The sequence below is a fragment of the Pseudomonas fitomaticsae genome (assembly GCF_021018765.1).
Classification (GTDB): Bacteria; Pseudomonadota; Gammaproteobacteria; order Pseudomonadales; family Pseudomonadaceae; genus Aquipseudomonas; species Aquipseudomonas fitomaticsae.
Map to the genome: position 1 here is coordinate 591,120 of NZ_CP075567.1, position 23,153 is coordinate 614,272.

The 23,153-nt window shown below is 61.5% G+C and carries 15 protein-coding genes; 7 read left to right on the forward strand and 8 right to left on the reverse strand.

Annotated elements, in window-relative coordinates; translation table 11 throughout:
• Nucleotides 1-136: 136 nt before the first annotated feature.
• The 6 genes from ntrC to glnA form a co-directional block, all read right to left on the reverse strand.
• On the reverse strand, nt 137-1,573 hold the full coding sequence (gene ntrC / locus KJY40_RS02670; protein ID WP_096821966.1) for a nitrogen regulation protein NR(I): 1,437 nt from the start codon (nt 1,571-1,573) through the stop codon (nt 137-139).
• Nucleotides 1,570-2,655 (reverse strand): nitrogen regulation protein NR(II), encoded by a 1,086-nt coding sequence (glnL, locus tag KJY40_RS02675; protein WP_007952516.1) that lies wholly within the window; start codon nt 2,653-2,655, stop codon nt 1,570-1,572. The genes ntrC and glnL overlap by 4 nt, the downstream gene beginning before the upstream one ends.
• Nucleotides 2,656-2,885: 230 nt before the next feature.
• Complete coding sequence (locus tag KJY40_RS02680) at nt 2,886-3,509, reverse strand: DUF4124 domain-containing protein (protein WP_230734808.1); 624 nt, start codon at nt 3,507-3,509, stop codon at nt 2,886-2,888.
• Nucleotides 3,506-4,012 (reverse strand): DUF4124 domain-containing protein, encoded by a 507-nt coding sequence (locus KJY40_RS02685; RefSeq protein ID WP_230734810.1) that lies wholly within the window; start codon nt 4,010-4,012, stop codon nt 3,506-3,508. The genes KJY40_RS02680 and KJY40_RS02685 overlap by 4 nt, the downstream gene beginning before the upstream one ends.
• A 99-nt stretch (nt 4,013-4,111) precedes the next feature.
• The gene (locus tag KJY40_RS02690) at nt 4,112-5,455 is read right to left on the reverse strand and encodes a toxin-antitoxin system YwqK family antitoxin (RefSeq protein ID WP_230734812.1); all 1,344 of its coding nucleotides are present in this window, start codon (nt 5,453-5,455) and stop codon (nt 4,112-4,114) included.
• 74 nt (nt 5,456-5,529) lie between these two features.
• Complete coding sequence (gene glnA / locus KJY40_RS02695) at nt 5,530-6,936, reverse strand: glutamate--ammonia ligase (RefSeq protein ID WP_011332032.1); 1,407 nt, start codon at nt 6,934-6,936, stop codon at nt 5,530-5,532.
• Nucleotides 6,937-7,263: 327 nt separating this feature from the next.
• On the opposite strand from glnA, the gene thiI reads away from it, so the two are divergent.
• Together thiI and typA are read left to right on the forward strand one after the other, a co-directional pair.
• Nucleotides 7,264-8,718, forward strand: a complete 1,455-nt coding sequence (gene thiI / locus KJY40_RS02700) for a tRNA uracil 4-sulfurtransferase ThiI (RefSeq protein ID WP_011332034.1) — start codon at nt 7,264-7,266, stop codon at nt 8,716-8,718.
• A gap of 139 nt (nt 8,719-8,857) precedes the next feature.
• Nucleotides 8,858-10,678: a translational GTPase TypA gene (gene typA, locus KJY40_RS02705; protein WP_007952502.1), complete on the forward strand. Its 1,821-nt coding sequence runs from the start codon at nt 8,858-8,860 to the stop codon at nt 10,676-10,678.
• Between the two features lie 216 nt (nt 10,679-10,894).
• Here the strand turns inward: typA and KJY40_RS02710 are convergent, their stop codons facing one another.
• On the reverse strand, nt 10,895-11,332 hold the full coding sequence (locus tag KJY40_RS02710) for a YkgJ family cysteine cluster protein (protein WP_007952500.1): 438 nt from the start codon (nt 11,330-11,332) through the stop codon (nt 10,895-10,897).
• A 258-nt stretch (nt 11,333-11,590) separates the two neighbouring features.
• On the opposite strand from KJY40_RS02710, the gene KJY40_RS02715 reads away from it, so the two are divergent.
• From KJY40_RS02715 to KJY40_RS02735, 5 genes are all read left to right on the forward strand, one after another.
• The gene (locus KJY40_RS02715) at nt 11,591-14,041 is read left to right on the forward strand and encodes a glycogen/starch/alpha-glucan phosphorylase (RefSeq protein ID WP_230734815.1); all 2,451 of its coding nucleotides are present in this window, start codon (nt 11,591-11,593) and stop codon (nt 14,039-14,041) included.
• 102 nt (nt 14,042-14,143) lie between these two features.
• Nucleotides 14,144-17,734, forward strand: a complete 3,591-nt coding sequence (locus KJY40_RS02720; RefSeq protein WP_230734817.1) for a DUF2339 domain-containing protein — start codon at nt 14,144-14,146, stop codon at nt 17,732-17,734.
• Nucleotides 17,731-19,095: a DUF3999 domain-containing protein gene (locus KJY40_RS02725; protein ID WP_230734818.1), complete on the forward strand. Its 1,365-nt coding sequence runs from the start codon at nt 17,731-17,733 to the stop codon at nt 19,093-19,095. The genes KJY40_RS02720 and KJY40_RS02725 overlap by 4 nt, the downstream gene beginning before the upstream one ends.
• Before the next feature lie 195 nt (nt 19,096-19,290).
• A complete protein-coding gene (locus KJY40_RS02730) occupies nt 19,291-20,301 on the forward strand; it encodes a class 1 fructose-bisphosphatase (RefSeq protein WP_085698074.1) in 1,011 nt (336 codons plus the stop codon).
• Between the two features lie 3 nt (nt 20,302-20,304).
• On the forward strand, nt 20,305-20,907 hold the full coding sequence (locus tag KJY40_RS02735; RefSeq protein ID WP_230734820.1) for a DUF924 family protein: 603 nt from the start codon (nt 20,305-20,307) through the stop codon (nt 20,905-20,907).
• A 132-nt stretch (nt 20,908-21,039) separates the two neighbouring features.
• Here KJY40_RS02735 and KJY40_RS02740 read toward each other — a convergent pair whose 3' ends face one another.
• Entirely contained in the window at nt 21,040-22,932 is a 1,893-nt protein-coding gene (locus KJY40_RS02740) for a methyl-accepting chemotaxis protein (RefSeq protein ID WP_230734822.1), read from the reverse strand.
• Nucleotides 22,933-23,153 lie beyond the last annotated feature (221 nt).

Sequence of the window (23,153 nt, forward strand, 5' to 3'; positions counted from 1 at the left end):
CGAAGGCCCCGTAATACGGGGCCTTCGTCTTTTCACACGGTGGGATTTTCAGCGGTTTACAGTGCAGGCCTGAGCCAGTGGCCGTGCCCGATTAAGGGTCACGGTGCCTTGCGGCGGTGCAGGCTGGCGCTGGATCTCAGCCTTCTTCGCCCTCATCGTCATCCCCGCCATCGACCTTCATGCCGAGTTCCTTGATCTTGCGGGTCAAGGTGTTCCGGCCCCAGCCCAGCAGCACCGCAGCATCACGACGACGTCCGGCAGTGTGCTTCAACGCCGTCTCGATCATGATCCGCTCGAATGCTGGCACCGCGCTGTCGAGCAGGCTCGACTGACCGCGCGCCAGGGCCTGATCGGCCCACTGGCGCAGCGCCTGTTCCCAGTTGGTCACCGGCGCCGAGTCCTGCGGCAGGCTCAGCAATTCTGGCGGCAGGTCGCTGATGTGCACCTCGCGTCCGGACGCCATCACGGTAATCCAGCGGCAGGTGTTTTCCAGCTGACGCACGTTGCCTGGCCACGGAAGGTTTTTCAGGTATTCCTCGGTCTCGCTTTTCAGCAGCTTCGGTTCGACTGCGAGCTCTTGCGCGGCGCGGCTGAGGAAGTGCTTGGCCAGGGTCGGGATGTCTTCGCGGCGGTCCGACAGGCGCGGGATGTGGATGCGGATCACGTTGAGGCGGTGGAACAAGTCCTCACGGAATTTCCCGGCGTGAACCAGGGTTTCCAGATTCTGGTGGGTCGCGGCGATGATCCGAACGTCGACCTTGACCGGCACATGCCCGCCGACGCGATAGAACTCGCCATCGGCCAGCACCCGCAGCAGTCGGGTCTGGGTGTCCGCCGGCATGTCGCCGATTTCATCGAGAAACAGCGTGCCGCCGTCGGCCTGTTCGAAACGACCGCGACGCAGGTTGGCCGCGCCGGTGAAGGCGCCTTTCTCGTGGCCGAACAGCTCGGATTCCATCAGGTCTTTCGGGATCGCCGCCATGTTCAGCGCGATGAACGGCGAGGCCGCACGCGGGCTGTGGCGGTGCAGGGCGTGGGCCACCAGTTCTTTACCGGTGCCGGACTCGCCGTTGATCAGCACGGTGATGTTGGAGTGGCTCAGGCGGCCGATGGCGCGAAACACTTCCTGCATCGCCGGTGCTTCGCCGATGATTTCCGGGGTGCGGGTCAGGGTCGGTGCGACCTCCAGGCCCTGTTGTTCCTGAGCGTGCTGGTTGGCGCGCTTGACCAGCGACACGGCTTCGTCGACATCGAACGGCTTGGGCAGGTACTCGAACGCGCCGCCTTGATAGGAGGCGACAGCGCTGTCCAGATCGGAGTGAGCGGTCATGATGATCACCGGCAGCCGCGGGTGCTGCTCGCGGATCCGCGCCAGCAGGTCCAGGCCGCTGGCGCCGGGCATGCGGATATCGGAGATGATCACGTCCGGCTGCTGGCGCGCGAGGCGGCTCATCACGCCATCGGCACTGTCGAAGCTCTGGGTGGTCATGCCTTCCTGTTGCAGGGCTTTTTCCAGAACCCAACGGATAGAACGGTCGTCATCGACGATCCACACGGTTTCACTACGGCTCATGTCGATGTGGCTCCTTGTTCCAGTGGCAGAAAGATCGAGAACGTGGTGTGGCCGGGGTGGCTGTCACACTCGATCAGGCCCTGGTGCTGGCTGATGATGTTCTGGGTGATGGCCAGGCCCAGCCCGGTACCGTCCGGACGGCCGCTGACCATGGGAAAGAAGATGGTTTCCTGGAGTTCCGCCGGAATGCCCGGGCCGTTGTCGATGATCTCGATCTTGGTCACCAGACGATGGCGGACGTGGCCGATGGTGAACTGGCGCATGGCGCGGGTGCGCAGGCTGATGCGGCCCAGGCGCAGCTCGTTCTGGCTGCTGATGGCCTGCATCGCGTTGCGGACGATGTTCAACACCGCCTGAATCATTTGTTCGCGGTCGATCAGGACGTCGGGAATGCTCGGGTCGTAATCGCGCACCAGCGTGATGCAGCCCTGGCTTTCGGCCTCGACCAATTGGCAGACGCGCTCCAGCACTTCGTGGACGTTGCACAGGGCCAGCGACGGCAGTTTGTTCGAACCGAGCATGCGGTCGACCAGATTGCGCAGGCGGTCGGCCTCCTCGATGATCACGTTGGTGTAGTCGCGCAGGCTGTCTTCCGGCAGTTCCCGGGCCAGCAGTTGCGCGGCACCGCGGATGCCACCGAGCGGGTTCTTGATCTCGTGGGCCAGGCCGCGCACCAGCATCTTGCTGGTTTCCTGCTTCGACAGCTGGGCCTCTTCCTTGGTGATCCGCAACAAGCGGTCACGGGGATGGACTTCCAGCAGAAGCAGGGTCGCGCCGTTGCTGAGGATCGGCGTCACCGCGTAATCAACGGTCAGGGTCTGGCCGGTGAGGGCGGTCAGCATCGCTTCGCGCTTGGTGAACGGGTGCGCCTGCTCCACCGCCTGGCGCAATGAATTGAGCGCCTCGGTGGACTCGGTGAACAGCTCGCTGATGAACTGCCCATGGCTGCGCTGACCGCTGATGGCCAGCAGCATCTCCGCCGCCGGGTTCATGTACTCGAGGCGCAATTCGCTGTCGAGCAGGATGGTGGCGGTGGTCAGGTTGTCGAGTAGCAAGCGATGCAGTGCGTCACTGATGGTCATGAGGACCTCTTTTGGAGCATGGCGCGCGCAGGGATACAGCGCTGATGCGAGGAAAATGCAAAAACCAAACCAAGGCTCCGAAAAGAAGCGCTCAACCCCTGAAACGGGCGTTTGACGCTCGTTTGCGTGGCAGTCAAACCGCTCTGGCGGGTACTTTCGAACCAAAATGGGTTGGAATGTGAGTACGGTGCAGCGTATTGCACCAATATAGTGCGCAAAGCTGAACGGCGTCAGAAGAAACGCAGGAAAGGATTTTTCGGTTCGGCGGGTTTGTCTTTCAGCGGGCATTCCGGGCGAACGCCGTAGTCGGCGCTGACGCACGGTTTGACCTGACGCTTCTGCGCCAGGGAGATGCGTTGCATGTGGAACGGCTGGTTGGCGGTTTTCTCCACGGTTCGGCCCTGAGCATCGAGGATCTCCACCGACAGGTTGTGGCTGCCGCGATCGATATTGCTCAGCGGGAACACCGGACTCAGGCCGGGTTCGCCGACGGCCTGGCCATCCAGCAGCAGGCGATACAGATGACCTCTTTGCAGGCCCGGCTCGCTGGTGACGCTGACAATCAGCTCGCCGGCGCTGCTGCGAATGGTCGCGTCCGGCTCGGGGATCAGCACGCGCAGCATGTCGTAATGGAACAGCGGCGGCTCTGTTGATTTCTTCGAAGGCGTGACGGGTGCAGCGGCGGTCGGATTCGAGGCCATGCGATTGCTGGTGGCCAGCGGCACACGCTTGGCGTTGCCGCGCGGTTGATCGGTGTAGACGCGATTACCCTGTGCGTCGATGTAAGTGAACACTTCGGCCGATGCGCCAAACGCGATCAGAAACAGGCACAGGGCAATCAATCCCCGCGTCATGGCTTGTGCACCCGCTGCACGGTGAACACCACCGCAGGGCTCTGCTGAATGATCGCCTCGCCATTGATCACCTGCACCGCCAGCCGATGCTCGCCCCGGTCGACGTTCACCAGTTGCAGGATCGGCACATTGCTCGGCTGGCCATAAGGCGCGTCGTCCAGCAGCAGACGCAATTGATGCGGCGGTTGCAGGCGGGGCTTGATCAGCACACTGACCGTGAAGGTGCCGTTGTTGGCGCGCAGGGCTTCTTCGGTGGGCAGGCCGGTCAGCTCCAGCACTTCATAGGCATTGCGCGCAGGCTCACGACTGGCCGTATCTGACGACGGCGCATTCGGTGCTTGAGGCTGGACGCTGTTGAGCGGCGGCAACTCCACCGACTGTGCCTGCACGCCGTCCGGCGCATGATCGCTGTACACCGTGTTGCCGCTGGCATCGGTGTACTTGTAGATCTGCGCGGCGGCGGGCAGGGCGATCAGCAGCAGGAAGAAAAAACCACGACTCATGGATTCGACCGATCAACAATGAGATTGGCTTGCAGCATAGGCCAGGGGCGGCGGTAAGCCCAATCGGGACAATATCCGCTCACACAAACCGTTCAGGATTTATTGTGCGGCGCCAGGCGCAACGGCATTCTCGCGGGCGCCGGACAGGACGCCTGCCTTGTAGTGCTCGATCAGGACCGGCGCACCCTTGGTGTCGACTTCGCGCAACTCGCCTTCCTTTACGTCGTCAACAAAGTTGACGTTGAGGATGTGGCCATTGTCGAGCCTGGTCACCCAGAGGCCTTGGCGTTTGTCATCGCGATATTCACCGCGCTCGGTAGTGCCACGAACAGTCAATTCGCTGAGGCCGTTGAGTTGGCCGTGGGCATAGGTCTGGAATCCGGTGGCGACCCATTCCATGTCGTCGTGGTTGAGAAGCTGCCAACGACCCTCGCGCAAATCATTGTGGAATTCGCCCTCCAGCGTTTGCCCATCCTGGTACAGCGTCCACTGGCCCTCTCGTTTGCCCTCTACGAAATTGCCGGACTCCGAATATTTCTCGTCTTTGGAAGAAGACCACGGGCCGATCCGCACACCCTGCTTGTAGGCACCTTGGGCCGAGAGCGAGCCGGAATCATAAGACACCGATTGGCCGTCTTCGCTGCCGGTGAATTTAGCCGGTTCGGTTTCCCAGGCAATACGCCTCACCCGATAGTTGTAGAGCGTGCGCTTGCCCTCGACGAGCGTCTCGTCGAGCCATCGCCAGAAAGTAACGGTAAGGAACCGGCCGTTTTTTTCCTGATAGGTCTTCTTGAAGAAGTAAGGTTCATCATCTGGCGTCGGGTCGCTCAGTGGGTCGTAGTACTGGCCGTAAAAGCTCACCAGTTTCCCTTGGCTGAAATCGAGCTGGTCGAATTCCGGTATGCCGGACTCTTCAAGGAAGAGGCTGTAGTTGAGCGGGGTGATTTGGCTCAGAGCCTTCTTGATGGTCAGGGCGTCGAGGTGTTTGCGACCTTCGGCGATGCGGTCCAGCGCCGTCTGCAATCGCGTGACGCGGCTGTAGAGGCGGTCGTTGGCGTTGTATTTGTAGGCGTAGATTTTGTAGCGGTCGTTTTGCCGAAAAAGCACGAAGCGGGTCGGATCCTCACTGTCGAGCGACATGAGAAAAACCGACTCGATGCTCGCCTGGCCGAAGTCATCAAGCAATTGCGGACGTTCGCCCGGTGTCTCGCAACGGCAGTAATAGCCTTTGACGCCGTTCGTTTCCTTGATGAACGCCAGAGTCATCGAGCTTTCCTGCAAGCCCTGGATCAGCGGGTGAGCCAGCGGCTTGTTTTCATAGAACTCGGCTGCGCCGACTGTCGAGCAGGCGAGGCCGGCCATCAGGGCGATAGCCCGTAACCACTTCATGCGAATCCCTTCGTCAAGGCGCCGGTCGTGGCGCGAAAGCGGCGGATTATCCATGGATGAGCGGGCATAAAAAAGGCCTCCCGAAGGAGGCCTCTTTTTGTCACGCCGCGTAGCGCGGCGCTACCGGATCAGCAGCTGTAGTACAGCTCATATTCCAGTGGGTGTACGAAGGTGCGGACCTTGATTTCTTCTTCGGATTTCAGCGCGATGTAAGCGTCGATGAAGTCGTCGGAGAACACGCCGCCCTTGGTCAGGAACGCACGGCCCTTGTCCAGCTCTTCCAGGGCTTCTTTCAGGCTGCCGCAAACTTGCGGGATCTCTTTCGCCTCTTCAGGCGGCAGGTCGTACAGGTTCTTGTCGGCAGCATCGCCTGGGTGGATCTTGTTCTGGATACCGTCCAGACCGGCCATCAGCAGCGCTGCGAACGCCAGGTACGGGTTGGCAGCCGGATCCGGGAAGCGGGCTTCGATACGACGGCCTTTCGGGCTGTTGACGTAAGGAATACGGATCGAGGCGGAACGGTTGCGAGCCGAGTAGGCCAGCATGACCGGCGCTTCGAAGCCTGGCACCAGACGCTTGTAGGAGTTGGTGGCCGGGTTGGTGAAGCCGTTCAGGGCCTTACCGTGCTTGATGATGCCGCCGATGAAGTACAGGGCGGTGTCGGACAGGCCGGCATAGCCTTCACCCGCGAAGGTGTTCTTGCCATCTTTGGAGATGGACATGTGAACGTGCATGCCCGAACCGTTGTCGCCGTACAGCGGCTTCGGCATGAAGGTCGCGGTGCGGCCGTAAGCGTCGGCAACGTTGTGTACAACGTATTTCAGGGTCTGGGTTTCGTCGGCTTTCTTCACCAGGGTGTTGAACTTGACGCCGATTTCGTTCTGGCCGGCAGTTGCCACTTCGTGGTGGTGAACTTCAACGGTCAGGCCCATTTCTTCCAGTGCGTTGCACATGGAGGTGCGGATTTCGTGGTCGTGGTCGAACGGCGGAACCGGGAAGTAGCCGCCTTTCACGCCTGGACGGTGGCCTTTGTTGCCGCCTTCCACGTCCTGGTCGGACATCCACGAGCCTTGCTCGGAGTAGATCTTGAACATCGAACCGGAGATGTCGGACTTGAACTTCACTTCGTCGAAGATGAAGAACTCTGGCTCTGGGCCGGCGAATACGGTGTCACCGATACCGGTGGTCTTCAGGTATTCCTCGGCGCGGCGGGCGATGGCGCGCGGGTCGCGATCGTAACCTTGCATGGTCGAAGGTTCGATGATGTCGCAGACCAGGATCAGGGTCGGCTCTTCGGTGAACGGGTCCAGAACGGCGGTTTCGTCGTCCGGCAGCAGGATCATGTCGGAGGCTTCGATGCCTTTCCAGCCAGCGATGGAGGAACCGTCGAACATCTTGCCAACTTCGAAGAAGTCGTCTTCCAGCGCATCGCGAGCCGGCATGGTCACGTGGTGCTGAGTGCCTTTGGTGTCCGTGAAGCGCAGATCAATCCACTTGACGTCATGATCTTTGATGAGTTGAACCGACTTCGACATAGTGTCCTCCGGGTGAATTAGGGCGGGTAGTGGATGCCCTTAATAGTGGTGATGCCGGCGCGAATACTCTGCCAAGGCAACCTGCCTCACAAGGGAGCAAATTGCATGCCAGTGCCCCAGCATGGGTTTTTTGCCCCAAATTCACGCTTCTAAAGGTCGAAAGCGCCTTAGAGGCGAAAATCTCGCCCTTTAATGTAGCGCTCAAATCGCAAAACGACCCGTTTTGGTGCGTGCAAAACCTTCTGCACATTAACTGGTTAAACCTTGAGCAATTTCCGCTATAATCCGCGCCCCCCTTTTTCGGCTGGCCCTGCGCGCGCTGTTTTCATGAAACTAATCGTAAAAGTCTTCCCCGAGATCACCATCAAAAGCCGACCTGTCCGGACGAAATTCATCCGCCAGCTGGCCAAGAACATCCGCACCGTGCTCCGCGACCTGGACCCGGCCGTGGTGGTGAACGGTGTGTGGGACAATCTCGAGCTGGAAACCCGCGTCACCGACCCCAAGGCCCTGAAAGAGATGGGCGAACGCCTCACCTGCATGCCGGGCATCGCGCACTTTCTGCAGATCGACGAGTACCCGCTGGGTGACTTCGACGACATCACCGAGAAGTGCAAACAGCACTACGGCGATGCGCTGGCCGGGAAGATCTTCTCGGTGCGCTGCAAGCGTGCGGGCAAGCATGCGTTCAGCTCGATGGACGTCGAAAAATACGTCGGCAGCAAGCTGCGCCGTGAGTGCGGTGCCGCCGGAATCGACCTGAAACAGCCGGAAATCGAAGTCCGCATTGAAGTTCGCGACAAACGGTTGTTCGTGATCCACAGCCAGCACAATGGCATCGGCGGCTACCCGCTCGGTGCGCTGGAGCAGACGCTGGTGCTGATGTCCGGCGGCTTTGACTCGACGGTTGCCGCGTACCAGATCCTTCGTCGCGGCCTGATGACGCACTTCTGCTTCTTCAATCTGGGCGGTCGTGCCCACGAATTGGGCGTCATGGAAGTCGCGCATTTCATCTGGAAGAAGTACGGCAGCTCGCAACGCGTGCTATTTGTCAGTGTTCCGTTCGAAGAAGTATTGGGCGAAATTCTCGGCAAGGTCGACGACAGTCATATGGGCGTCGTATTGAAGCGTATGATGTTGCGCGCAGCGTCGAGCATTGCCGAACGCCTGCACATCGATGCGCTGGTCACCGGCGAAGCGATTTCCCAGGTGTCGAGCCAGACGTTGCCGAACCTGTCGGTCATCGATTGCGTCACCGACAAGCTGGTGCTGCGACCGCTGATCGTCGCCCACAAGCAGGACATCATCGACACGGCCGACCAGATCGGTACCGGTGATTTCGCCCGGCACATGCCGGAATACTGCGGCGTCATCTCGGTCAACCCGAAGACCGCCGCCAAGCGTGGCCGGGTCGAGCACGAAGAGCAGGAATTCGACATGGCGGTGCTCGAGCGTGCGCTCGCAAACGCCAGACTGGTGCCGATCGATCGGGTGATCGACGAATTGGGCCAGGATTTGCAGATCGAAGAAGTCAGCGAAGCGCTGGCCGGTCAGATCGTCATCGACATCCGTCACCCGGATGCCGCCGAGGATGACCCGCTGGAGCTCGCTGGCATAGAGGTACAGACGATGCCGTTCTACGCAGTGAACGCTCGTTTCAAGGAACTGGACCCTACTCGCCAGTACCTGCTGTATTGCGACAAAGGCGTGATGAGTCGCCTGCATGCTCACCATTTGCTCAGTGAGGGGCATGCCAATGTGCGCGTTTATCGACCGAGCTAAGTGCCCGGGGCTGTTTGCCTGTGGCCTGCGTCACCGGCCCCCCGACACCGCCGTCAAGCTGTAACGGCCATGCCGGACACTACTGTCAATCGCTGCCAAGACTTGTCAGCAAACCGAATCCTCTGATCGAGATACACAAGTGATCGAAAATCTACGCAACATCGCCATCATTGCCCACGTTGACCATGGTAAGACCACCCTGGTAGACAAACTCCTGCGTCAATCCGGCACCCTGGAGCGCAACGAGCTCAACGACGAGCGCGTGATGGACTCCAACGACCAGGAAAAAGAGCGCGGCATTACCATTCTGGCGAAAAACACCGCCATCAACTGGAACGGCTACCACATCAACATCGTGGACACCCCGGGCCACGCCGACTTCGGCGGCGAAGTCGAGCGCGTAATGTCCATGGTTGACTCCGTGCTGCTGCTGGTCGACGCTCAAGACGGCCCTATGCCGCAAACCCGTTTCGTGACCAAGAAGGCTTTCGAAGCCGGCCTGCGTCCAATCGTGGTCATCAACAAGGTTGACCGTCCGGGCGCGCGTCCTGATTGGGTTCTGGACCAGATCTTCGATCTGTTCGACAACCTGGGCGCCACCGAAGAACAACTGGACTTCCAGGTTGTTTACGCTTCGGCCCTGAACGGCATCGCCGGTCTGGACCACACCGCCATGGGCGAAGACATGACCGCGCTGTACCAGGCGGTAGTCGACCACGTTCCGCCTCCGGCTGTTGACCGTGACGGTCCGTTCCAGATGCAGATCTCCGCTCTGGACTACAACAGCTTCCTGGGTGTTATCGGTGTTGGCCGTATCGCTCGTGGTCGCGTCAAGCCGAACACCCCGGTTGTCGCTATCAGCGCCGACGGCAAGCGCCGCAACGGTCGTATCCTGAAGCTGATGGGTCACCACGGTCTGCACCGCGTTGACGTTGAAGAAGCAGCAGCTGGCGACATCGTCTGCATCAGCGGTTTCGACGAGCTGTTCATCTCCGACACCCTGTGCGACATCAACAACGTCGAGGCGATGAAGCCTCTGACCGTTGACGAGCCAACCGTTTCCATGACCTTCCAGGTAAACGACTCGCCATTCTGCGGTAAAGAAGGCAAGTTCGTGACCTCCCGTAACATCAAGGATCGTCTGGACAAAGAGCTGCTGTACAACGTTGCACTGCGCGTTGAAGAAGGCGACTCGGCTGACAAGTTCAAGGTATCCGGCCGTGGTGAGCTGCACCTCTCGGTACTGATCGAAACCATGCGTCGCGAAGGCTTCGAGCTGGCCCTGGGCCGTCCTGAAGTGATCATCCGTGAAGTTGACGGCGTGAAGCAGGAACCGTTCGAAAACGTGACCATCGACATCCCTGAAGAATCCCAGGGCAAGGTCATGGAAGAAATGGGTCTGCGTAAAGGCGACCTGAGCAACATGGTGCCGGATGGCAAAGGCCGTGTTCGTCTGGAATACAACATCCCTGCTCGCGGTCTGATCGGTTTCCGTAACCAGTTCCTGACCCTGACCAACGGTGCTGGCATCCTGACCTCGATCTTCGACCGTTACGCTCCAGTGAAGTCGGGCCACATGTCCGGCCGTCAGAACGGCGTTCTGGTTTCGGTTGAAACCGGCAAGGCACTGACCTACTCCCTGGAAACCCTGCAGGCTCGTGGCAAGCTGTTCGTAGAACACGGCCAGGAGATCTACAACGGTCAGATCGTTGGTCAGAACTCCCGCGACAACGACCTGGGTGTGAACCCTACCAAAGGCAAGAAGCTCGACAACATGCGTGCTTCGGGTAAAGACGAAACCATCGCTCTGGTCCCACCTGTTCGCTTCACCCTGGAACAGGCTCTGGAATACATCCAGGAAGACGAGCTGTGCGAAGTGACTCCTAAGTCCATCCGTCTTCGCAAGAAGATCCTGGACGAAAGCGAGCGTACCCGCGCTGCCAAGAAAGCCAAGGCGTAATTTAGCCCAGGCTTAAAAAAACGCCCCCGGTCGAGAGACCGGGGGCGTTTTTGTTTGTCCGGGATTTATGCGGTGTTTGTGCGGGCCCCATCGCTGGCAAGCCAGCTCCCACAGGGTTTTGGGGTGGAACACAATTTATTCGATCACCAGCAACCTTTGTGGGAGCTGGCTTGCCAGCGATGGCGGCCGATCAGCCGCCGAACATTTCAAGCGGGATCAGAAGCGCTCGATCGACCGCGAATTCTGCACCCGTTCCACTTCCTTCGGCTTGTACGCGCAGTAACCCGGGCGCGGGCCGATCTTCGGGTGGTTGCGGCAGGTGTCCGGGCGCTTGTCATAAATGGTGCACAGGCGGCTCTTGCGATCCAGGTAGTAGCAATCGTTGTTGCTCATGCGCTGCAGGGTGAAGATCCCCGACTTCTGGTTGAAGCGCTCGACCAGGCCTTCCTTCTGCAGACGCTTGGCGATGTTCTTCGGCGGATCGCCCAGTTCGAACTCGTCGACCACACCGATGCGCACCAGATCCTTGATCTTGACCTCGACCGGCAGCGTGCAGCAGCTGGAAACGCACGAGCCGCACATCGGGGCCGAATATTTGGCCCAGGTATCGAGACGGTCGATCTCGGCTGCGGCGATCAGGTTGGGCTTCATCATCGGTGTTTACCAGGCGTGTGCATCAGGGCGCGCGATCATACCGGGACTGGTGGATTTTTGAACAACCTTTCGCCAGATTTTTTCTTCACGCGCGAACATCGTCCGACAATTCGGCACGGCCCCTGCATTCATTACCGCATTCGCCAGGGTATTGCCGGACGAAGTCTCACTCTCAGGAAAAACTGCCGAACCAGAGTCCCTACCGTCGGTCAGACCGTCTAGGCTCTGACAATTCCCCGCTCGCTCGAGGTCCTATCGATGACTCAAGAACCACTAGTTCGCGAAGCAGAGGTGGCCGCATTCCGCGACGCCGTCCTGACCAAACTCACCTACGCGGTGGGCAAAGACCCGGATCACGCCTTCGACCATGACTGGTTCGAAGCCATCGCCCTGGCGGCGCGCGATCACATGGTCGAGCACTGGATGGACCACACCCGGCAGATCTATCGCAAAGGCCAGAAGCGGGTGTATTACCTCTCGCTGGAATTCCTCATCGGCCGCTTGCTGTACGACAGCCTGAGCAACCTCGGTCTGCTGGACGTCGCCCGTGAAGCGCTGACCGAACTGGGCGTCGATCTGGAGCGCATCCGCATCCTGGAGCCTGATGCGGCGCTGGGCAACGGTGGTCTCGGACGGCTGGCGGCGTGCTTCATGGAAAGCATGTCGACCCTCGGCATCGCCGGCCACGGCTACGGCATTCGTTATGAGCACGGGTTGTTCCGCCAGGCCATCGTCGACGGCTGGCAGCAGGAACAGACCGAGCACTGGCTGGATTTCGGCAACCCCTGGGAGTTCGAGCGGCCCGAGGTGGTCTATCCGATCGGCTTTGGCGGCAGCGTCGAAACCGTCACCGATGCCAGCGGCAAGTCCCGACAAGTCTGGCATCCGGCGGAAACCGTCCGGGCAATCGCCTATGACACTCCGGTGGTCGGCTGGCGCGGGGCGAGCGTCAACACCTTGCGCCTGTGGCGGGCTCGGGCGATGGAGGACCTGCACCTGGAGCGCTTCAATGCCGGTGACCACCTCGGCGCCGTCGCCGAAGTGGCCCGGGCCGAAAGTATCTCTCGCGTGCTTTACCCGGCGGACAGCACCGAAGCCGGACAGGAACTGCGCCTGCGTCAGGAATACTTCTTCGTCGCCGCGTCGCTTCAGGATTTGCTGCGCCGCCATCGCAACATGCACACCTCGGTGCTGACCCTCGGCGATCACGCGGCGATCCAGCTCAACGACACGCACCCCTCGATCGCCGTCGCCGAACTGATGCGCCAATTGGTCGACGTCTACGACGTGGCCTGGGACGCGGCGTGGCAAGTCACCGTCGATACGCTGTCGTACACCAACCACACGCTGCTGCCCGAAGCCCTCGAAACCTGGCCGGTGGGGCTGATGGAACGCATGCTGCCGCGGCACATGCAGATCATTTACCTGATCAACGCCCAGCACATCGATTCGCTGCGGGCCAAGGGCATCCACGATTTCGACGTGCTGCGCGCGGTGTCGCTGATCGAGGAAGACAACGGCCGTCGGGTGCGCATGGGCAACCTCGCGTTTCTCGGTTCCCACAGCGTCAACGGCGTGTCCGGGCTGCACACGCAGCTGATGCGCAAAACCGTGTTCGCCGAACTGCACAAGCTGTATCCGGAGCGGATCAACAACAAGACCAATGGCATCACCTTCCGCCGCTGGCTGTACCAGGCCAACCCGGAACTGACGTCGATGCTGGTCGATTCTCTCGGCGCGGATGTTCTGGATAATCCGGAGCAGCGTCTGCTCGATCTTGAACCGTTCGCCGAAAAACCCGCCTTCCGCAAAGCCTTCGCCGAGCAACGGTTGCACAGCAAAAAGGCCCTGGCTTACCTGATCCATGAACGGCTGGGGATCGCGGTCAATCCGGCGGCCATGTTCGACGTGCAGGTCAAACGGATCCACGAATACAAACGTCAGTTGCTCAACCTCATGCATACGGTCGCGCTGTACCAAGCGATCCGCGCCGAGCCGGAAGTCGACTGGGTGCCGCGCGTGAAGATCTTCGCCGGCAAGGCAGCGGCGAGTTATCACCAGGCCAAGCTGATCATCAAACTGACCAACGACATCGCCCGGGTGGTGAACAACGACCCGACCGTGCGCGGCCTGCTCAAAGTGGTGTTCCTGCCCAACTACAACGTCAGCCTGGCGGAAAGCATCATTCCGGCGGCGGACTTGTCGGAGCAGATTTCCACCGCCGGTTTCGAGGCCTCGGGCACCAGCAACATGAAGTTCGGCCTGAACGGTGCGCTGACCATCGGCACCCTCGACGGCGCCAACGTGGAGATGTGCGAAAACATCTGCGCCGAGCACATGTTCATCTTCGGTCTCAGCGCCCAGCAGGTCGAAGCGCGCAAGCAGAACCATGAGTTCAGCGCCTTGCCGGATATTGCCGCCTCCCATCGCCTCAACGATGTGTTGCAGGCGATTCGCAGCGGGGTGTTCTCGCCGGACGACACGTCGCGCTACACCGGGCTGATCGATTCGCTGGTGGATTACGACCGGTTCTTCGTCTGCGCCGATTTCGACTCCTACTGGGATGCGCAGATGCGAGTCGATGCCCATTGGCACGACGCCAACAGCTGGTGGCGTTCGGCGGTGCTGAACACCTCGCGCATGGGCTGGTTCTCCTCCGACCGGACAATCCGCGAGTACGCCACGGATATCTGGAAGGCACTGGAGTAACTTTTAGCGACAAATGTGCGCCCGGCCCCACGATTGTTGGGCCGGGCCGATATACTGAGCCTTGGTTCCGCCCCGTCACGGGGCTGCTCAGGGATATCGACCATGCAATGGATGTTCATGTTGATCGGGCTGCTGCTCGGCTGGCTGCTCGACGAGTCGTTCAGCGATGCGCTGTTGGGCGCGCTGCTGGGGCTCGCCATCGGGCAGGCGATGCGTATCGCGCGGCTCGGTTCACAGGCTGCCGAGCAACAGCGTCAGCTGGATCACGCGAAGATCGCGTTGCAGGGCGTCGAACAGCGACTGTTTCTGCTGGAGGGCGCTCCGGCGCATTCGCCAGCGCCGCCGAGTGTCGCGCCGGCCAGCGAAACGATCGTTGAACCCGTCACGGTATTTGAACAACCCTCTGCCGCAGAACCCGAGCTGGTCTGGGAACTGCCACCCGAACTCGAACCTGTCGCCGTCGCCGCCAGCGAACTCAATCAGCCGCTGCCGGTCGATGCCTGGCGCCCGGACCCCGTCACCCGCGAATCACAACCGCCCGCCGAACCTCGTGGCCCGAACCTTATCGAGCGCGGCATCAGCGCGGCGCGCAACTGGCTGTTCGGTGGCAACACCGTGCTGCGGGTCGGCGTGGTGCTGTTGTTTTTCGGTCTGGCGTTCCTGCTGCGCTACGCCACCGAAGGCATGGTGGTGCCGATCGAATTGCGTTACGCCGGGGTCGCGGCGGCAGCGCTGGGATTGCTGGCGCTGGGTTGGTGGTTGCGCCATCGCAACAGCAGCTACGCCTTGATGCTGCAAGGCACCGGGATCGCGGTGTTGTACCTGACGGTGTTTGCGGCGATGCGCCTGCACCCGCTGCTCGATCCGTCTGCCGCGCTGGGATTGCTGGTGGCAGTGACGGTGTTCTCGGCCATTCTGGCCATCACCCAGGATTCCCTCGCCCTGGCCTGCGTTGCCGCGCTGGGCGGTTTCGCTGCGCCGATCCTGACCTCCACCGGCGCCGGCAATCATGTCGCGCTGTTCAGTTATTTCGCGCTGCTCAACGCCGGCATCCTGGCCATCGCCTGGTTCAAGGCGTGGCGCGTGCTCAACCTGATCGGCTTCGTTGGGACCTTCGGCATCGGTTTCGCCTGGGGCTTGCGTTCCTACACGCCAGAGCTGCTGTGGAGCACCGAGCCGTTCCTGATGCTGTTCTTCCTGATGTACCTGGCCATCGGCCTGCTGTTCGCCCGACGCAAGTTGCTGGACATGCCGGACGCCCCGGCGGATGGCGATCGTGAGGCGCTGCTGCACTGGTCGGCGCGCAAAGGCGACTACGTCGATGGGACGATGCTGTTCGGTCCGCCGTTGGTGGGTTTCGGCCTGCAATTCGCGCTGGTCCAGCATCTGGAATTCGCCGCTGCGTTCAGTGCGTTGGCGCTGGGCATGATTTATATGGCCCTCGCCAAAGTGCTGATGGGTGGCCGCGCATTGTTGCTGGGCGAGACTTGCCTGGCGCTGGGGGTGATTTTCGCCAGCCTGGCGATTCCGCTGGGGCTGGATGCGCGCTGGACATCCGCCGCCTGGGCGGTGGAGGGCGCGGGGATTTTCTGGCTGGGCTTGCGTCAGCAACGGCCGTTGGCCCGGGCCTTCGCGTTGCTGCTGCAACTGGGTTCGGCGCTTGCGTTTCTCAGTCAGTTGCGCGTTGGCGAAAGCAGTCTGCTCGACGGAGCGCCGCTGGGATCATTGATGCTCGGCGCGGCGTTGCTGTTCAGCTTCTATCAATTGCGCAAGGCGTCGCCGGAGCAAACCTCGCCGTGGGAGCGTCAGGGCTTGCCGGTGCTGGCGTGTCTGGGGCTGACCTTCCTGTATCTGCTGGCGCCGCTGTTTTTCTTCACCCACGGCACGGCGATCAGTTGGGCATTGGCCGGTCTGGTGACCTTGTTCGTCGGCTTGCGCCTGCAATCGCGCACCTTCCTGTTCACCGCGTTTGCCGTGCAACTGCTGGGCGGTGCGTTGTTCCTGTTGCGCCTGCAAGGGGCGGGCGAGGATTCGGCGGCCGTGTTCAGCGCCGGTTGGAGCGGTCTGCTCAGCGCATCGCTGATCGGTCTGGCACTGATCGCCGGCATGCTGCTGGCGGCGCGTGACGAGATGGTGCGCAGCGATGTTCGTCTGCTGCGCGGATTGTCGGTGGTGCTGCTGGCGGGTCTGGTGCTGATCAATCTGGCGGTGTTGTTCGTGCTGCCATGGCAGACCGCGAGTGCGGTGTGGGCGGCCAGTGGCTTGCTGATCATCTGGCTCAGCCTGTACCTCAAGCAGCGCGTGAGTTTTGTTTTCGGTCTGCTGTTGCAACTGATCGGCGGCGCAGCGTTTTTGCTGGCCGGCCCCGAGTTGCTCGGGCCGTTGTCCAGCGAGGGTCTGCGACCGCTGGCCCATGGCGGGTTCTGGACGCCACTGGTGTTGGGGCTGGCGGCGATGATCGGGGCGTGGCGCCTGCAACTGGGCAATCACGCCTCGGCGTTCGACGTGCTGAGCCTGCAGCGCCTGTCCGAAGTATTGCTGGTGTGGGGCGCCGGTTGGTGGGCGCTGGCGTGGGTCAGCGAAGTGCTGCGGTTTGCGCCGCTGAATCTGCAGGCGCCGCTGTTGCTGCTGGTGGCCGCGCTGAGCGTCGCGTTGTGGACGCTGTTGGCACTGCGCCTGAAATGGCCGTCGCTCGGGTTGTTCTGCACCGTGCTGATTCCGGCGGCCGGACTGGTGTTGCTCGGTGCGTGGCATTCTCGCTTTCACCCGGCGGCGGATTTCGGCTGGCTGGCCTGGGCGGCGGTGTTCGTTGTGCATTTCATCAGCCTGCGGCGTCTGGCGCCGATGTTGCCGGCGCGGGCCTTGAGCACGGCGCATGTGCTCGGTTGCTGGCTGCTGATCGGCGTGCTGGCGCTGGAGTTGCGCTACGGCCTGCTGCTGTTGTCCGAGCAATACAACGCCTGGCGCTGGCTGGGCTGGGCGATTCTGCCGAGCGTGTATCTGTTGCTGATGGCTGCGCCGCGTAATTGGCCATGGCCGGTGGCGGCGTTCCCTCGCGAATACCGCCTGTACGCGGCGGCGCCGCTGGCGGTGCTGATGCTGGTCTGGTTCTGGCTGGCCAATGGCGTGAGTGATGGCAACGCCGAACCGCTGCCTTATGTGCCGCTGCTCAACCCGCTGGAATTGGGTCTGCTGTTTGCGCTGTTCGGTGTCTACGTCTGGTCGCGCAGCGCCGTGGCCGAGCTGTCGATCCGTCAGGATTACGCGGCTTACGCGACGCAAATGATTGCCGGTGTTTCGCTGTTCGCGTTCTGCACCGCGCTGGTTACCCGCGCCGCGCATCATTGGGCGGGTATTCCGTTCGAGCTGGATCTGCTGCTCGAATCGATGCTGGTGCAGGCCGGTCTGTCCATCGTCTGGACGCTGATGGCGCTCGGGCTGATGATCGGCGGGCACCTGCGCCATCGCCGCGAAGTTTGGCTGATCGGCGCGGCGCTGATTGCGCTGGTGGTGGCCAAACTGATTTTTGTCGAATTGAGCAACCGTGGCGGACTGGCCCGGATCGTCTCGTTCATCGGCGTCGGCGTGTTGCTGCTGGTGGTGGGCTATTTTGCGCCGCTGCCGCCCAAACGCGTCGACGCTGCACCGGCGGCGGACAAACCGGCCCCGGAAACCGAAGGAGTGTCGTCTTGAGTCGCAAGCTTAATCTCGGGTGGCTGTTGCTGGGCGTGGCCATGACGGCCGGCGCCCAGGAAAAACCGGCGGACTTCGCCGCGCAGGTGCCGTTGTCGGTCAGTGGTTCCGGTCCGTGGTATCGCCTCGAACTGCCGCTGAGCGTGCAGTTGCAGGCGCGCCAGACTGATCTCAGCGATCTGCGAGTGTTCAACGCCGCCGGAGAACCGCAGGCCTATGCGCTGGCCCGGGAATCAGCACAGACCCGCGACGACGGCCAGTTGCATGAGGTGAAGTGGTTCCCGCTGTACAACTCGGCGGATGCCACCGAGCGCGCGCCGAGCGTTCGCGTGCAATCCACCACCACCGGCACGCTGGTGGAAGTGCAGCCGTCCAGTCAGCTGGAAGCCGGGGAAGAAGTGCTGCGCGGCTGGCTGCTCGATGCCAGTGCGATCAAGGCGCCGTTGCAGCAACTGATCCTCGACTGGACCAGCGAGCGCGACGGCTTCCAGCGTTTCAGCATCGAAGCCAGTGATGATCTGCAGCACTGGCAACCCTGGGGCGAAGGCCAGGTCGCGCGCCTGACGTTTGCCGACGAACGGGTCGAGCAGCATGAAGTGGCGCTGCCGGGGCAATCGGCGCGGTATCTGCGTCTGCTGTGGGATTCGCCGGCTTCGGCGCCGGTGCTGACGTCTGCGCAACTGAAAAGCAGCGACCCGCGCAACCTGCCGCTGCCATTGCTCTGGTCGCCGGCGCTGGCCGGCAGCAGCGGCAAGGCCGGGGAATACACCTGGCAATTGCCGATGGGGCTGAACATCGAGCGGGTGCAGGTCGAACTGAAGCAGGCCAACAGCCTGGCACCGGTGACGCTGTCGGGGCGTCGCGAAAGCAGTCTGCCGTGGCAACCGCTGAGCAGCGGCTTGCTCTATCGTCTGACCCAGAACGGCCAGGACGTGGTGCAGAACGAATTGCAGCTCTACGGGCAGACCGTGCAGCAGTTGAAACTGACGGTCGACGAGCGCGGCGGCGGTCTCGGCGAGCAGGCGCCGAGCGTGAAATACGCGGTGCGCGCCACTCAGGTGATCTTCCTCGCGCGCGGCGAAGGACCGTACAGCCTGGCGCTGGGCAATCCGACCGTGAAGACGGCGAACCTGCCGCTGACCACGCTGATCCCCGACTTCAAACCGGAGAAACTGGCCACGTTGGGCAAGGCCACGGTGCAGGGCGAAGCGCTGGCGACCCAGACTTCGACGGCCACCACCTCGGCCACGGCGGACACCCACTGGAAGAAGTTCGGCCTGTGGGCGGTGTTGCTGCTCAGTGTGCTGTTTCTGGCGGCGATGGCGTTCAGTCTGCTGCGCAAGCCGCCGGCCAAGTCCTGAATATGACGGGTGTGGCCTCTACACCCGTCGGGTTTCCAACTACGCTGAATCCGGTGCCTGAACTCTCTCGGTTCGATCACGTCTGATAGCAGGAATTGCACCCGACGCACGTTACCGGGCGTCATTGCTCGCTACGGTTTCAGACTCCCTGTAAACTGCGCGGGTTTTTAGCCCCCCATTCCACCGGAGCCGTCCATGTCCCGCGTTACCCTGAGTCGCTATTTGATTGAGCAGACCCGCAGCAACAACACTCCTGCCGATCTGCGTTTCCTGATCGAAGTGGTGGCGCGTGCCTGTAAAGAAATCAGCCACGCCGTGTCCAAAGGCGCCCTGGGCGGTGTTCTGGGCAGCATGGGCACGGAAAACGTGCAAGGCGAAGTGCAGAAGAAGCTCGACGTGCTGTCGAACGAAATCCTGCTCGAAGCCAACGAATGGGGCGGTCACCTGGCCGGCATGGCGTCCGAAGAAATGGACAACGCCTACCAGATCCCGGGCAAATACCCGAAAGGCGCCTACCTGCTGGTATTCGACCCGCTGGACGGTTCGTCGAACATCGACATCAACGCTCCGGTCGGCACCATCTTCTCCGTGCTGCGTTGCCCGAACGAATACCTGAGCCAGAACGAAGCCCTGAACGAAAAGGCCTTCCTGCAGCCAGGTACCCAGCAGGTCGCGGCCGGTTACGCGATCTACGGTCCGCAAACCATGTTGATCCTGACCCTGGGTAACGGCGTGAAGGGTTTCACCCTGGACCGCGAAATGGGCAGCTTCGTCCTGACCCACGAAGACATCACCATTCCTGAATCTACCCAGGAATTCGCCATCAACATGTCCAACCAGCGTCACTGGGAAGCTCCGGTACAGCGCTACGTTTCGGAACTGCTGGCCGGTGAAGAAGGCCCGCTGAAAAAGAACTACAACATGCGTTGGGTCGCGGCGATGGTTGCCGACGTGCACCGCATCCTGACCCGTGGCGGTCTGTTCATGTACCCGCGCGACAGCCGCGAGCCGTCCAAACCGGGCAAACTGCGCCTGATGTACGAAGCCAACCCGATGTCGTTCCTGGTGGAACAGGCAGGCGGCGCTTCCACCGACGGTCACCAGCGCATTCTCGATATCAAGCCTGAAGGCCTGCACCAACGCGTAGCGGTGTTCCTCGGCTCGAAAGAAGAAGTCGCCCGCGCCACGGCGTACCACAAGGAATAAACCATGACCGCGCCCTGGCAGCCGTTGCTCGATTGGTGGTTCGGTCACTCCGAATCGGCAAAGGATGTAACGGCTGAAAAGGGCAAGTTGTGGTTCGGCAAGAAAGACAGCCAGGACCTCGAAGCGCGTGAGCGTTTCGGGGTCTTTGTCGATCAGGCCCTCGCTGGCGAATTGACCGAGTGGACGCAATGTCCCGAAGGTTGGCTGGCGGTGGTGTTGTTGCTCGATCAACTGCCGCGGATGATCTTTCGCGATACGCCCAAGGCTTTTTCCGGTGATCTACGGGCGCAGAAACTGGTTGCTCAGGGGATCGCTGCAGACTTCGATCGGCAGTTGAAACCGATCCAGCGACTCTTCATCTACCTCGTCTTCGAACACTGCGAAAACCTCGCGGTGCAGAATGAAGCGGTCTCGCGATTCATCGAACTGGTGGCTGAACAGCCGGAGGGGGAGCGCGAGGTGTTTGCCGACAACCTGGATTATGCCGAGCGGCATCAGCGAGTGATTGCGCGGTTTGGACGGTTTCCGCATCGCAATGCGGTGTTGGGGCGGGAGTCTACGGTTGAGGAGCTGGAGTTTCTTTCGCAGCCCGGGTCGAGTTTTTAGACTTTCACCGCAGTTGCCGGCCTCATCGCGGGCAAGCCCGCTCCCACAGGATCTTCGGTGTTCACACGGTTTGTGTTCCACCTTGGATACTGTGGGAGCTGGCTTGCCAGCGATGAGGTCAGTAGCCGCGACTTAGATCCGGAAACTGCCAACCAACTGCTTGAGTCGCGCAGCCTGCTGCTCCAGATCCGCACAAGCCCGCAACGTCGCCTGCAAGTTCTCCACGCCTTCCTGGTTCAGTGTGTTGATCTCGTTGATGTCGACGTTGATCGACTCGACCACCGCCGTCTGCTCTTCCGTCGCGGTCGCGACCGACTGGTTCATGCCGTCGATCTCGCCGATGCGCTGGGTCACGCTGCCCAGGCGTTCGCCGGCCTGGTTGGCGATGCCGACGCTGCTTTCGCTCTCGCGCTGGCTTTCGGTCATGATGCCGACCGCCTGACGCGCGCCGACTTGCAGCTCTTCAATCATCTTCTGCACTTGCTGCGCCGAGTCCTGGGTGCGGTGCGCCAGGTTGCGCACTTCGTCGGCGACCACGGCGAAACCGCGACCGGCCTCACCGGCACGGGCCGCTTCGATGGCGGCGTTGAGCGCCAGCAGGTTGGTCTGCTGGGAGATGCTGGTGATCACTTCCAGAATCTGCCCGATGTTCACGGTGTTGCTGTTCAGGGTTTCGATGTTGCCGCAGGAGTCGCTGATCTTCGCCGACAGTTGCTGCATCGCGTGGATGGTTTTATCCACAACCTGCTGGCCGTCTTCGGCCAGGCTTCGCGCGTCGCTTGAGTGCTGGGAGGCGAGGGCGGCGTTCTGGGCGATTTCCTGGGCGGCGGCGCCGAGCTGATTGATCGCGGCGGCCACGCTGTTGGTGCGCGAGGCTTGTTGGTCGGAGTTGAACATCGACGAGTTCGATGCAGCGACCACGCGCAGGGCGACTTCGTTGACCTGCCCGGTGGCCGAGGACACTTCGCGGATCGAAGTGTGGATACGCTCGACGAAACGGTTGAACGAGGTGCCCAGCGCGCCGAATTCATCGTTGCCGTGGATGGTCAGGCGTTTGGTCAGGTCACCTTCGCCTTCGGCGATGTCGTGCATGGCGCGGCCCATGGTCAGAAGCGGCTGCATCAGCACGCGGATCAGCATGCCGAGCAGGGCGATGATGATCACCACAGCAATGACCATCGCGATCAGCGCCGAGGTGCGGAATTCGCTGAGCATCGAGAACGCGGTGTCCTTGTCCAGCACCAGCGCCACGTACCAGTCGGCCGACGGCACGCCGTTGACGTGGGTGAAGGAGATCAACTGGGTCTTGCCGTCGAACTCGACTTCTTTCAGGCCCGGGCTGACTTTCGGCGCACCGTTGGGATAGGCCTCGGCCAGAGTCTTGAGCACCAGTTTGCTGTCCGGGTGGATCAGGATCTTGCCGTCGGCACCGACGATGAACGCGTGACCGTGGCCGCCGAAGTTCAGCGAGTTGATGATCGCGCTGACGCTCGACAGGTCAATGTCGGCGCCGGCCACACCGATCATCTGGCCCTGGCGCTGTACCGGGGTGGCGACGGTGATCACCAGTTTGCCCGACGAGGCGGCGATGTACGGTTCGGTGACGATGGTCTGTTGCGCAGCGTTGGCTGCCTTGTACCAGCCACGGGCGCGCGGATCGTAATCCGGCGCGCGGTTGCCGGCCGGGACCGAGAACATCACGCCGTCGGCACCGCCGAAGTAGCTGAGCTGGAAATTGCCGGTGTAGGCGGGCAGGTCGATGATGCGTTTCAGGCTGGCCGGGGCGTTGCCGTCGGCGACAACCTGCTGCGCCATCGATTGCAGCAACTGGATGCGGCTTTCCAGCCAGGTCTGGATGTTGCTGGTGGTCAGGCTGCCCAGTTCCTGCATCGACGATTCGGTGCTGCTTTGCAGGGCTTCGCGCTGGCGATAGTCGTTGAACAAAATGAAACAGGCGAACGCAACGGCCACCACGAGGGCGGCAGCCAACAAGATCTTGTGGCTGAATTTCATGTTTCTGGTCATTAAGTGAGCTACCGCGAAGGGGCTGGTCAAGAAGGGCGGCAATTTGCCACACTCTGGGGCTTTGCGCTGCTGTTATTTCGACCGCCACGCGCCAAAGATTAGGCGCCTTTTGCTAAAAGCGACGAAATGCTCGATAGCCTTACAAACTGTCTGATTTACCGGCAAAAGCCGGACGAGCGGGTTAACAAATAGCCAGCTTCCCAGGGAACCAGACAGGGGTT